Origin of the sequence: Streptomyces sp. FH025 (assembly GCF_017427025.1) — a bacterium.
GTDB lineage: Bacteria > Actinomycetota > Actinomycetes > Streptomycetales > Streptomycetaceae > Kitasatospora.
This window is the reverse complement of sequence record NZ_JAFLNG010000183.1, coordinates 1-11,894: the sequence shown is the minus strand read 5'-3', so window position 1 is coordinate 11,894 and position 11,894 is coordinate 1. Positions and strand designations below refer to the sequence as shown.

The 11,894-nt window shown below is 73.0% G+C and carries 15 protein-coding genes; 4 read left to right on the top strand and 11 right to left on the bottom strand.

Features of this window, described 5'->3' with window-relative positions; all coding sequences use genetic code 11:
- Positions 1-602: AmfC protein (locus J0670_RS15550; RefSeq protein WP_207812153.1), on the bottom strand; the 602-nt coding region annotated here is incomplete at its 3' end.
- 472 nt (positions 603-1,074) lie between these two features.
- Between J0670_RS15550 and dtd the strand changes: the two genes are divergently transcribed.
- Complete coding sequence (dtd, locus tag J0670_RS15545; RefSeq protein ID WP_207812152.1) at positions 1,075-1,515, top strand: D-aminoacyl-tRNA deacylase; 441 nt, start codon at positions 1,075-1,077, stop codon at positions 1,513-1,515.
- Positions 1,516-1,557: 42 nt separating this feature from the next.
- On the opposite strand, the gene J0670_RS15540 is transcribed toward dtd, so the two are convergent.
- The 3 genes from J0670_RS15540 to J0670_RS15530 all read right to left on the bottom strand — a co-directional run bounded on the left by J0670_RS15540 (position 1,558) and on the right by J0670_RS15530 (position 3,692).
- A complete protein-coding gene (locus tag J0670_RS15540; protein ID WP_207812157.1) occupies positions 1,558-2,520 on the bottom strand; it encodes a folate-binding protein YgfZ in 963 nt (320 codons plus the stop codon).
- A 19-nt stretch (positions 2,521-2,539) separates the two neighbouring features.
- Positions 2,540-3,007 carry a Fur family transcriptional regulator gene (locus J0670_RS15535; RefSeq protein ID WP_207812151.1) on the bottom strand — a complete coding sequence of 156 codons (468 nt, stop codon included), beginning with the start codon at positions 3,005-3,007 and terminating at the stop codon, positions 2,540-2,542.
- A gap of 100 nt (positions 3,008-3,107) precedes the next feature.
- Positions 3,108-3,692: an FABP family protein gene (locus tag J0670_RS15530; protein ID WP_207812156.1), complete on the bottom strand. Its 585-nt coding sequence runs from the start codon at positions 3,690-3,692 to the stop codon at positions 3,108-3,110.
- 348 nt (positions 3,693-4,040) lie between these two features.
- Here J0670_RS15530 and J0670_RS15525 point away from each other — a divergent pair, with 348 nt between their 5' ends.
- On the top strand, positions 4,041-4,403 hold the full coding sequence (locus J0670_RS15525; protein ID WP_207812150.1) for a DsrE family protein: 363 nt from the start codon (positions 4,041-4,043) through the stop codon (positions 4,401-4,403).
- A gap of 19 nt (positions 4,404-4,422) precedes the next feature.
- Here J0670_RS15525 and J0670_RS15520 read toward each other — a convergent pair whose 3' ends face one another.
- From J0670_RS15520 to J0670_RS15495, 7 genes are all read right to left on the bottom strand, one after another.
- Complete coding sequence (locus J0670_RS15520) at positions 4,423-4,698, bottom strand: DUF3099 domain-containing protein (RefSeq protein ID WP_307806533.1); 276 nt, start codon at positions 4,696-4,698, stop codon at positions 4,423-4,425.
- Positions 4,699-4,770: 72 nt separating this feature from the next.
- Complete coding sequence (locus tag J0670_RS15515; protein WP_030059605.1) at positions 4,771-5,061, bottom strand: DUF1416 domain-containing protein; 291 nt, start codon at positions 5,059-5,061, stop codon at positions 4,771-4,773.
- A 40-nt stretch (positions 5,062-5,101) separates the two neighbouring features.
- Complete coding sequence (locus J0670_RS15510; RefSeq protein WP_207812149.1) at positions 5,102-5,938, bottom strand: sulfurtransferase; 837 nt, start codon at positions 5,936-5,938, stop codon at positions 5,102-5,104.
- Positions 5,939-6,170: 232 nt separating this feature from the next.
- On the bottom strand, positions 6,171-6,251 hold the full coding sequence (locus tag J0670_RS40565; RefSeq protein ID WP_350517234.1) for an Ms5788A family Cys-rich leader peptide: 81 nt from the start codon (positions 6,249-6,251) through the stop codon (positions 6,171-6,173).
- Between the two features lie 227 nt (positions 6,252-6,478).
- On the bottom strand, positions 6,479-7,201 hold the full coding sequence (locus tag J0670_RS15505; protein ID WP_207812148.1) for a DUF2993 domain-containing protein: 723 nt from the start codon (positions 7,199-7,201) through the stop codon (positions 6,479-6,481).
- Between the two features lie 173 nt (positions 7,202-7,374).
- Positions 7,375-8,697: a hypothetical protein gene (locus J0670_RS15500; protein ID WP_374223108.1), complete on the bottom strand. Its 1,323-nt coding sequence runs from the start codon at positions 8,695-8,697 to the stop codon at positions 7,375-7,377.
- A gap of 5 nt (positions 8,698-8,702) precedes the next feature.
- Entirely contained in the window at positions 8,703-8,996 is a 294-nt protein-coding gene (locus tag J0670_RS15495; RefSeq protein WP_207812147.1) for a MoaD/ThiS family protein, read from the bottom strand.
- Positions 8,997-9,667: 671 nt separating this feature from the next.
- On the opposite strand from J0670_RS15495, the gene J0670_RS15490 reads away from it, so the two are divergent.
- Together J0670_RS15490 and J0670_RS15485 are read left to right on the top strand one after the other, a co-directional pair.
- Positions 9,668-10,399, top strand: a complete 732-nt coding sequence (locus J0670_RS15490) for a response regulator transcription factor (RefSeq protein WP_207812146.1) — start codon at positions 9,668-9,670, stop codon at positions 10,397-10,399.
- A 115-nt stretch (positions 10,400-10,514) separates the two neighbouring features.
- Entirely contained in the window at positions 10,515-11,573 is a 1,059-nt protein-coding gene (locus J0670_RS15485; RefSeq protein WP_207812145.1) for a LacI family DNA-binding transcriptional regulator, read from the top strand.
- The last annotated feature ends 321 nt before the right edge of the window (positions 11,574-11,894 follow it).

Here is an 11,894-nt window from a genome sequence, read left to right as displayed (position 1 = left end):
ACCCGTGCTTCCCCATCACGGTACCTGCGGGTGATCTCGGCATTGCAACCGTCGGCTGTCCTCAGCAGCCGCTGGCGCCGTCCGGAGACCTCCCGCTCGTGCGCGCGCAGCCGCTCCAGGGCGGCCAGCAGCTCCTCGGCCGGGTGCGCCGCGAGGTCGGCGAGCTGGACGTCGCCCATCAGCGCGTCCGCCTCCAACTGGGACTCCTGGGTGCGCGGCGGGCCGAGGGTGACGTGCCGGGCCGAGCGCCGCACCGAGGAGGGCGCGTCGGTCAGGATGGCCGGCAGCCGGTCCAGCAGCTCGCGTCCGGGCTCCTCGTCGGCCGCTTCGGCCCGGCCCGTACCGGCGCTGCGGGCCGGGCCGCCGCCGGGGCGCCGGTCCAGCTCGGCGCGCAGGATGTCCATCCGCCCGTGCAGCAGCCGCCGCAGGTAGGACAGGTCGGCCTCCTGCTCCAGGGTCTCCCGGCGCAGGATCCGCAGCTGGTCCAGGCCCAGCCGCTCCAGCTCCGGCTCGCCGTCCGGACCCTCCGCCCAGGAAAGGGCCCCGGGGGCCTGCGCCACCCGCCCGGGACGCTCCCATGCCGCGCTGCTCGTGTCCATCATCCAGCCACCTGCCGTCGTCCGATCCCGCCCGCTCGCGGCACCCCGTCCCTGCCGCCGGTCCGGCCCGTCCCCGACGGGCTCGCGTCCCGTCCGGTCGCACGGCCGGGGGCCCCGTGGAGTTCCGTTCCCCGGCCGGAACCACCCGCCGGGACGACCCCGGCCAGAACGTCCGACCCACCGGCCCGACCGCCCGGCCGAACCCCGGCCCGGTGCGGCGGACCTCCAGGCGCGCCGGGCCCTCCGTACGGTCCACCAGCGTGCCACCCCACCCGGCGCGCGCGCACCGCCCGTGCACCCGAACGGCCCCCTGGCGAACGGGGGTGGCTGATATGACCGGGCCTTTCCGCAGGAAGATCGGCGCCCGAACCTGCGCAGGCGCGCGCCACGCGGCGCGCACACCATGTCTGCGCGCCCCTCTTCTGCGCCCCGGGGGCCCTCCGGGGGCCGTCCGGCGCTCCGGCACAATGGCGGCATGCGAGCAGTGGTGCAGCGAGTGACCGAGGCCCGGGTGACCGTGGCCGGAGAGACCGTCGGCGCGATCGAGGGGCCCGGGCTGTGCGTCCTGGTCGGCGTCACCCACGAGGACACCCCGGCCAAGGCGGCCCAACTGGCCCGCAAGCTCTGGACGCTGAGGCTGCTGCCCCCCGACGAGGAGGGCGTCGAGCAGAGCTGCTCCGACCTCGGCGCCCCGCTGCTGGTGATCAGCCAGTTCACCCTCTACGGCGACGCCCGCAAGGGCCGCCGCCCCACCTGGAACGCCGCCGCCCCCGGGCCGGTCGCCGAGCCGCTGGTGGACGAGGTGGTCGCCCAGCTGCGCGCGCTGGGCGCCAAGGTGGAGACGGGCCGGTTCGGCGCCGACATGCAGGTGGCGCTGGTGAACGACGGCCCGTTCACCGTCCTCGTCGAGGTCTGAGCCCGCGGGGTCCGATCCGGCGGGGTCCGATCCGGCGGGCCGCTACTGCGGGACGATCACGTCCTGCGTGCCCGGCACCGTCCCGGCCAGCAGCACCGCGTCCACCGGCACGTTCCGCTTGACGATCGCCAGCGCGATCGGCCCCAGCTCGTGGTGCCGGGCCGAGGAGGTCACGAAGCCCACCGCCCGCCCCTCCGGGTCGGCGGCCGACCGCACCTCGGTGCCGTGCGGGGGCAGCGTCTCCTCGGTGCCGTCCAGGTGCAGGAAGACCAGCCGGCGCGGCGGGCGGCCCAGGTTGTGCACCCGGGCGACGGTCTCCTGCCCGCGGTAGCAGCCCTTCTGGAGGTGGACGGCGGTGCGCAGCCAGTCCACCTCGTGCGGGATGGTCCGGTGGTCGGTCTCGAAGCCGAGCCGCGGCCGGTGGCCCTCGATCCGCAGCGCCTCGTACGCCCAGACCCCGGCCGCCGGGCCGTACCCGGCGGTGAGCTCCGCCAGCTCGGCGCGCGGCAGGAACAGGTCGCGCCCGTACGGGAGTTCGCGAACGGCGGCGGCGCCCTCGACGGGGACGGTGGAGCCGGCCGGGAGGTGGACCACGGCGTAGTCGGCGGTCGCGTCGGCGGCCTCCACCCGGTAGAAGAACTTCATGCTCTCCAGGTAGGCGACCAGCGCGCCCTGGGTACCGGGCTCGACGTGCGCCCAGGTGGTGGTGCCGTCGTCGACCAGGTAGAGCGCGTGCTCCACGTGCCCGTTCGGGGAAAGCACCAGCGCCTCGGTGGCGTGCTGCGGCGCCAGCTCGCTGACGTGCTGGGTGAGCAGCAGGTGCAGCCAGGAGAGGCGGTCCGCGCCGGTGACGGTGACCACGCCGCGGTGCGAGAGGTCCACGAAGCCGGTGCCCCGGGCGAGGTTGCGTTGCTCGCGGAAGATGTCGCCGTAGTGGGCGGCGACGCCCTCGTCGGGCCCCTCGGCGGGGACGGCTCCGGGCAGGGAAAGCAGCGGGCTCTTCAGACCGGTCATACCGGCCAGCTTACGACCGGCCGTCCGTACGCCCGGCGGCGCAGTCGGCACAGCGGCCGAAGATGGCGAAATGCTTGAGGTCGGTGTCGAAGCCGTGCTGTTCGCGCAGGCGGTCGATCAGCGGCTGGGCGATCTCGGTGCCGGTCTCGGTGACCTTCTCGCAGTCCCGGCAGACCAGGTGCAGGTGGTGGTGGCGGCCGGCCAGGTGGTAGGTCGGGGCGCCGTGGCCGAGGTGGGCGTGCGAGACCAGGCCGAGCTCCTCCAGCAGCTCCAGGGTCCGGTAGACGGTGGAGATGTTGACGCCGCTGGCGGTCTTGCGGACGTGGCAGAGGATGTCGTCGGGGGTGGCGTGGTCGAGGACGTCGACGGCCTCCAGCACGAGCTGCCGCTGCGGGGTGAGCCGGTAGCCGCGCTCGCGCAGGTCGGCCTTCCAATCGCCGGAGAGCTGCCAGTCGGTGGTGCTGCCGGTGTCCGCCACGGTGCTGTCCCTGCCAAGGTCGGGGGTCCTGAGGCAAGTGTAGGGACCGGCCGCGGGCCGGTCCCTACCCCGTGCAGAACGGTGCCTACGCGAAGACGGCCTACTTGAAGAAGGCGATGCCGTCGTCCGGCAGGTCGTTGACGTCCTTGACCAGCTGGGCCGGGCTGAGCACCTTCCTCAGCTGGGCGGACATGTACGGGCGCAGCGGCACGTTCGGGGCGGCCTTCTCGCCGACCCAGAGCAGCTCGCCGTTGACGAAGCCGTACAGCCGCTTGCCGCCCGAGTACTCCGGGGAGCCCTCGATCCGGGCCACCGCGTCGGTGGAGACGTCGACCTGCGGCTTGCCGTCGGCCAGCTCGCCGTACCAGATCTCGACGGTGCCGTCGTCGCGGACGGAGGAGATCTCGATCCCCCGGGCTCCGCTGGTGCCGTCGGGGTTGCTGGTGATGCGCCAGAACGCGTGCTCGTTCTCCAGCGGGCGGACCTTCTCGCCCTCCTGGTTCAGCACCCAGGTGCGGGAGCGGAACTCCAGGAAGGGGCGGCCGTCGTGCCGGATCACGATCTCCTGGCCGAAGTTGCACTTCTCCGCGCCGGGGAAGTCGAAAACGCCCGCGCCCTCCCAGGTGCCGAGGAGGAAGGCGAGCGGGACGACGTCCTTGTGGAGGTCAGAGGGGATCTCGATCATGTTCCTGGTCGCTGTCGTGGTCGGTGCGGTCTGCGTCAACCGTACGGCAGGCTCAGCGCTGGCCCTGGTACAGCTTCATCACCGAGAAGATGGCGAACCAGGTGATCAGCACGGCCATGAGGGCCAGCAGACCATCGAAGAACCATTCGAGACCGGACACGGGGGGCTCCCAGGCAGCGACAGTGTGGTGGATTTTGCTCGCGCTCACTCTATCCGCCGTGTTCCGGCCGGTCGCGGTGAGCCCCACCACGTCGGATTTCGCGCCGGTCTTCGGGGGCTGCCCAAGGTTTGCCCAAGGGATTCCGGGATGACCTCGGACGGGGGTGGCGGGCCCTCTAGGGTGGCGCCATGTCGAAGAAACTGGTCATCAAGGTCACGGCCGGAGCGGACGCGCCGGAGCGGTGCTCGCAGGCGTTCACGGTGGCGGCCGTGGCCGTCGCCAGCGGGATCGAGGTCTCGCTCTGGCTGACCGGGGAGTCCTCCTGGTTCGCCCTGCCGGGGAGGGCCGCGGAGTTCGAGCTGCCGCACGCGGCGCCGCTGCCGGACCTGCTGGAGTCCATCCTGGCCTCCGGCTCGGTGACGCTGTGCACCCAGTGCGCGGCCCGGCGCGGGATCGAGCAGAAGGACACCGTCGAGGGCGTCCGGATCGCGGGCGCGCAGGTCTTCGTCAGCGAGATCATGGCGGACGGCGTCCAGGCGCTCGTGTACTGACGTGTGCTGAGAGCAGGTTCTAGGAGTCGCGCGGCTCGTGGTCGGGGCGGTCCCGGTCGTGACCGGGGTCGTCCCACTTCGGGTCGTCCCAGCGCGGGTCGTTCCACCAGTCGTCGTCCGGGTCCCGCTTGTTGGCGAAGACCGCGGCGGCCGGCGGGATGACCATCGCCACCACGCACATCCCCACCGCCGCGCCCACCGAGAACAGCCGCACCACGCCCCAGGCCAGGACGAACAGGCCCAGGCACACGCCCATCATGGCGTAGTAGTAGCGCCGCCGGCGCCTCGTCTGCACCCCTCCACGGTACGGCCGAAGGCCCCTGCGCGGCAGGGGCCTTCGGTGTCGTCGTCGTACCCGGCGACCAGGTCAGACCGCGATCGCGACCTCGACGGCGGTGCCCTGGGAGGCCACCACCTGACGGTCCACGGTCTGGCCCGGCACCAGCGCGCGCAGGGTCCACTTGCCCGGGCGGGCGAAGAACCGGAACTGGCCGGTCGCCGAGGTGGGCACCTCCGCCGTGAACTCGCCGCCCTCGTCCAGCAGCCGGACGTAGCCGTTGACCGGCTCACCGTCGCGGGTCACCGAACCCTGGATGATCGTCTCGTTCGCCACGTCAACTCCTGCCAGGTCCGGGCCGCCGGCCTTCGCACCGCACATGTCTGGTTTTCCCTTCTGACTTACGGGTCGAGCCGGGGGCTCAGTTGCTGCCGAGCTCGATCGGCACGCCGACCAGGCTGCCGTACTCGGTCCACGAACCGTCGTAGTTCTTCACGTTCTCCTGGCCCAGCAGCTCGTGCAGCACGAACCAGGTGAGCGCGGAGCGCTCGCCGATCCGGCAGTACGCGATGGTGTCCTTCGCCAGGTCGATGCCCTCGGCCTCGTACAGGGCCTTGAGCTCGTCGTCGCTCTTGAAGGTGCCGTCGTCGTTGGCGTTCTTGGCCCACGGGATGTTGCGGGCGCTCGGCACGTGGCCGGGGCGCTGCGACTGCTCCTGCGGGAGGTGGGCCGGGGCGAGCAGCTTGCCGGAGAACTCGTCGGGCGAGCGGACGTCGACCAGGTTGAGCTCGCCGATGGCGGCGATCACGTCGTCGCGGAAGGCGCGGATCGAGGAGTCGGCGGCCTGCGCCTTGTACTCGGTGGCCGGGCGGGCCGGGACCTCGGCGACCAGGTCGCGGGAGTCCAGCTCCCACTTCTTGCGGCCGCCGTCCAGCAGGCGGACGTCGCCGTGGCCGTACAGCTTGAAGTACCAGTAGGCGTAGGACGCGAACCAGTTGTTGTTGCCGCCGTAGAGGACGACGGTGTCGTCGTTGGCGATGCCCTTGGCGCTGAGCAGCGCCTCGAAGCCGGCCTGGTCGATGAAGTCGCGGCGGACCGGGTCCTGGAGGTCCTGCTTCCAGTCGATCCGGACGGCGTTGCGGATGTGGTTCTTCTCGTACGCGGAGGTGTCCTCGTCGACCTCGACGATGACGACCTTCGGGTCGTCCAGGTGGGCCTGGACCCAGTCGGCGTCGACCAGGACGTCGCTGCGGCTCATGGTGGTGTTCTCCATCCGAGGGCGGTTGGCGGAAGGTGCTGCTCAGGACGTGCGGCGAGGGTGCCCGGGCGGATGCGGTCCGAATTCCTGTCCGAATGTCGGGACGGAGCGATCGAACCGGAGGGCCGGGCGGGGAACTGCGGGGTACGACGGCGACCGCCCGCCACAACGGCCGGGAAGGGTCACCGGGAAGATCGGCGGCGGGCCACAACTGCCCTGCCAGGACGCCGACTCAGCGCATTCGACACAGACAGGCGGCCACGCGGCACAGGTCGACCGCCCGCCGCTTCGTGAGATCCGTCTGTCGCTTCATGCGGACGATGCTAGGGACACCCGAGGCCCGCTGTCATCAGCGTATCGAATGGCGAGATCAAATCGCCCGGATAGCGGGATTTGGCCTGCCCATGGCCCGCCGGGTGCCGGTTCCCGGGCCACCGGTCACGCACTTCGGGCGAAAACGACGCCGCCCCGCGGTCCGCGCTGGACGGCGCGTCTCGCGGAGCGGAACGGAGGAGAGGAGAGGGCGGACCCGGACCGGGCTCAGCCCAGGAGCTTCACGTCCTTGCCCTCGAAGGACAGCTGGAGGCCCTCCGGCAGCGGCGTCACGCCGTTCTGCGCGGCCAGGCCCAGCCCGGCCGGCATCGAGTCGAGGGTGAAGGCGGCCGGCTCGATCTTCTTGTTGCCGAGCCCGGTGACCACCTCGGCCAGCGAGCTCAGCTTCAGGCCCTCCACCGTGATGGTGTTCCCGTTGTTGCGCACGGTGGCCTCACCGACCGAGATCGGCCCCAGCGAGGCCTTGACCTTGCCCGGCCCGCCGTACGACAGGTTCAGCCGGGAGTTGCCGCCCACCGGCAGCGGGACGCCGCCCAGCAGCTGGGAGGCCGGCGGCAGCAGCTGGGCGAGGTCCGGGTAGGAGATCACGCCGCTGCCGGTGCCGCTGGCCACGGTGGCGGTGTTCAGGTTGTCGGTCACCGAGACGCCGGACAACTTGGCCTTGAAGGAGTGCAGCGCCACCTGGTGGCCGTCGTTCTCGACCGTCAGGCCGTCCGAGGAGATCCGGACGTCGTCCAGCCTCCGCGAGAGCACCTGGGTGAGGAACGGGAAGCCCTCGATCGAGACGTCCGGCCGCTGGCCCATCCGGCCGCTCTTCACCATCCGGTCGGCGGCCTCGTCCTCGGCCACGCCGACCGCGATCCGGTCCGCGCCCAGCAGCAGCCCGGAGAGCACCACCAGGCCGATCGTCGCCTTCAGCCATCCGCGCATCGTGTCCCCCGTCGTCGCCGGTCGCCGTCGTCGTCCGCTGTGGTTCTGGTTCGTCCGTGGTTCGTCGTGGTTTCCTCGGCGGCCGCCCCGACGCGACCGCTCCCGCACGACCGTACGACGTCCCGCCCCGGAAGGTGGTTCCGGGGCGGGACGTGAGTGTGGCGCAACCCGGCTCAGCCGGCCAGCAGGTCGGTGGCGATCCAGATCAGCGGCGCGGCCACCGCCAGCGGCAGCGCCACGCCCGCCGTCATGTGCACGAAGCGCGACGGGAAGTCGTACGCCGCGACCCGGCGGCCGACCAGCGCGCCCAGCCCGGCGAGCGCCCCCAGGGCCAGCGGCGCGCCCACCAGGAAGCCCAGCAGCACCGCCGCGACCAGACCCAGCACCGGGCCCAGCTGCTTCGGACCGGGCAACGGCGCCGCGGCCAGCACGGTCGCCAGCGCGACCGCGCCCACCCCGGCCGGCACCCAGTCGGCCAGCAGCAGCATGGTGCACAGCGCCGTCACCACCGTCGCCGAACCGAGCACGGTCAGTGCGTAGAACCGCTCCTTCGGGTCCGAGGGGCGGAACGTCTGCAACACCAGGACCAGCAGGAAGAACCCGCCCAGGGTGCCCACCACGGCCGCCGCCGAACCGTCGGAATCCGCCAGCAGCACGGCCACGTCCGCGGTGAGCCCGGCCAGCGCGGCCAGCAGGATGCCCTGCCGGGCCGGCCACATGCCGTTCAGCCGGAACCAGCCGGCCGCCGTCAGCAGCTGCAACAGCGCCACCACCAGGGCCAGCGCCACCTGGCCGAGCGCGGCACCGCCGGCCAGCAGCGCGGCCACGCCGGCCGTGATCAGCGCGGGCTGAAGGCCCGGATCGATGATCGGCGAGCCGGTCCGGGCTCGCGGGGCGGCGGGCGGCGCGGCCGCCGGCACCGGCTGTGCCGGGACGGCCTGGTACGGCGGCGCGGCGGGGGCCCCGGGCGCCGGAGCCGGAGCGACCGGGCGCTTGAGCGTCATGGTCGGCGGATCGAAGGCGGGCGCGGCGGGCGCGGCCTGCTGCGGGACGGGCTGCGGCGCCGGGGCTGCGTGCCGGGCCCTGGCTGGCTGCGGCGGCTGCTGCTGCTGTTGTTGCTGCTGCTGAGGCTGGTGCTGGTGGTGCTGCTGCTGGTACGGCGGCTGCGGCCGATGCTGAGGCGGCGCCACCGGCATCGCACCGGAGACCGACACCGGCGGCAGCAGCGTGGTGGCCGCGGCGTCGTCCAGCGGCGGGACGGGCGGCAGCAGCGTGGTCGCCGCCTCGTCCATCGCGGGCACCGGCGGGAGCAGCGTGGTGGCCGCGGCGTCGTCCATCGCGGACACCGGGGGCAGCAGCGTGGTCGCGGCCTCGTCGTCCACCGGGTAGCCGTACGGGTGCTGCTGCGGGTGCTGCTGCGGATACGGATGGGGCTGCCGGGGCTGCTGGGGCCAGTCGCCGTAGCCGCCGCGGTTCGGGTTGTTCATGTCCGTCACGCCGCTCAGCCTCCCGCGAACGGCGGGAGGACCTCCACCGTCCCGCCCTCGGTCAGGGCGACGGTCGTGTGGTCCCGGCCGCCCACCTGGGCGCCGTCGACCAGGTACGAGCAGTGCCCGAGCAACCGGACGAGCTTCGGCCGGTCGGTGTGCCGCTCCTTGACCGCGGCCAGCGCCTCCGCCAGGGTCGCCGCCTCGTACGGCTCCTCGGCCAGTCCGGCCTCGGACTTCGCCGCCGCCCAGTAGCGGATCGTCCCGCGCACCCGGGCGCCGCTCGCGGGCTCGGTGGTCGCGCCCATCGGGCCACCCCTTCTGTTCGTCCTCGTCCGGCCCCGGTGCCCCGGTCCGGCTCGCCACCGGCGGCGCCCGCCCGACCACCCGAACGATGGAACGCGCAGCGCCGCCGCTGTGCGTCCCCATGATGGCGTGTCCGCCACCACGACCGGCAATCGCCCTGGCCGGACCGGCCCCGGGCGCGTTCGAAGCTGTGTCCGGGCTCACCCGGCGCACGCCCGGATCGGGCGAACCGCCGGGATCGCGCACTCCCGGCGCGGGAGGCGGTCGGCTATCCTCGTCCTCCTAGAGGGATCCGGGCAGAGTCGCCCCCGGGTCCTTTTGTGCTTTAAGGACGCCAGTACGGACGTTCTTGCGATTCGCCGGCCCACCCCCGGCGGGCAGCAGGAACCGCCCCGCTTCTCGCGGCACAAGGACGTGCCGGTCCGGCGGGGTGTCGCCACCCCGGCGCCGGGCCGCCGCCCGGCACCGGACCAGACCGGAAGGTTCGCGGGATGAGCAGGGCAGAAACGGTGCGCCAGGGGTTGCGGGACCCCGAGCGCACCCGCCGTCGCGCCGTCCACGCCCCCGGTGCGCTCCGCACTCGCGTCCACGCCCTCTTCTCGGCACCTACGCCATCCGGCTGTGGCGGCGGCCGAGACGCGACCGCGACGACCCGGAAAGGGGACCACCGGGTATGAGTTCTCTCCTCCTCCTCACCAACGCGCTACAGCCCTCCGCGGAGGTGCTGCCGGCGCTCGGCCTGCTGCTGCACAACGTCCGGGTGGCCCCCGCCGAGGGATCGGCCCTGGTGGACACCCCCAGCGCGGACGTCATCCTGGTCGACGGGCGGCGCGACCTGCCGCAGATCCGCAGCCTGTGCCAGCTGCTGCGCTCCACCGGCATCGGCTGCCCGCTGATCCTGGTCGTCACCGAGGGCGGCCTGGCCGCCGTCACCGCCGAGTGGGGCATCGACGACGTCCTGCTGGACACCGCCGGCCCGGCCGAGGTCGAGGCCCGGCTGCGGCTGGCGCTCGGCCGGCTCCAGGTCGCCACCGACGACAGCCCGATGGAGATCCGCAACGGCGACCTCTCGGTCGACGAGGCCACCTACTCCGCCAAGCTCAAGGGCCGGGCGCTCGACCTCACCTTCAAGGAGTTCGAGCTGCTCAAGTACCTCGCCCAGCACCCCGGCCGGGTCTTCACCCGGGCGCAGCTGCTCCAGGAGGTCTGGGGCTACGACTACTTCGGCGGCACCCGGACGGTGGACGTGCACGTCCGGCGGCTGCGCGCCAAGCTCGGCGTCGAGCACGAGCAGCTGATCGGCACCGTGCGCAACGTCGGCTACCGCTTCGTCGTACCGGAGAAGGCCGAGAAGGGCGAGCGCCCGGAGCTCGCCCAGCGTCCCTCGACGCCGCTGGAGGCCTGAAACGGGCCGGGCGGGCCCGTCCCCCGCCCGGCTTGTCCGCATTGCTCCGGATGGCCTCCGGAGACGGTCCCAAGTCCCACTGCCACCCCGCAGACCACACGCGTAGACTCCCCCCGTGGCCAAGGTGACGCGCGACGATGTAGCCCGACTGGCTGGGACCTCGACCGCGGTCGTCAGCTACGTGATCAACAACGGGCCGCGCCCGGTCGCGCCCGCGACCCGGGAGAAGGTCCTCGCGGCGATCGAGCAGCTCGGCTACCGGCCGAACAGCGTCGCCCAGGCGATGGCCTCCCGCCGGACCAACCTGATCGGCATGGTCGTCCCGGACGCCCGCCAGCCCTTCTTCGCCGAGATGGCGCACGCCGTCGAACGGGCCGCCTCCGAACGCGGCAAGCTCGTGCTGATCGGCAACTCCGACTACGTGGACGACCGCGAGGTCCACTACGTCCGCGCCTTCCTGGGCATGCGCGTCTCCGGTCTGATCCTGGTCAGCCAGGGCCCCTCGCAGCGCGCCGCCGAGGAGTTCGCCGCCATGGAGGGCGCCAAGGTGGTGCTGCTGCACCGCCGGCCCGAGGCGATCGACGACGTCGCGGTGGTCACCGACGACGTGGACGGCGCCGAGGCCGTCGTCCGCCACCTGCTGGAGGTGCACGGGCACCCGTACGTGGCCTGCTTCGGCGGCCCGGTCGAGTCCCCCGCCCCCGGCGACCCGGTCATCGACCACGTCGAGGGCTGGCAGCGCGCCATGGACGCGCACGGCATCCCCACCGAGCCGTACCTGATCGACGCGCCCTTCCACCGCTACGGCGCGTACGACGTCGCGCTCGACCTGCTGCGCTCGCCGAACCGGCCGCCGGCGATCTTCTGCTCCACCGACGACCAGGCCATCGGCGTGCTGCGGGCCGCCCGCGAGGTCGGCCTGCGGGTCCCGGAGGACCTCGCGGTGGCCGGCTTCGACGACGTGCCGGAGGCCGCGCTGGCCGACCCGCCGCTGACCACCGTCGCCTCCGACCGCGACGCGATGGCCCGGGCCGCCGTGGAGCTGGTGCTGGACGACTCGCTGATGGTGCCCGGCTCGGACACCGAGCGGGTCCGCAAGTTCCCGGCCCGCCTGGTCATCCGCCGTTCCTGCGGCTGCGACGGGACTCCGCCCGGCCGCGCCGCGGCGGAGTAACCGCCTCCGAGCTGCGGCGGAGCGGCCGGTTCCGCTCCGTAGACGGCCCGACCTGGCCTCACGGCTGCCTGACCAGGCTTTATGAGAAGCCAACGGGCTTCTCGGACCCTTCTGAGCCGCTTCTCATCCGGTCCTCATCCACCAGGCGGAGCTTGGTCGGCATGAGCGAACAGCAGCAGCACCCCGTCGAGCAGTACGACCCGTACCGGGAGCAGTACGACCCGTACCGGCCCCGCGTGATCGAGGGCACCGTGCTCGGCGGCGGGTACGGCGGCAACGCCGGGGCCGCCGGCACCGACCCGGACACCGGGTACGGCTACC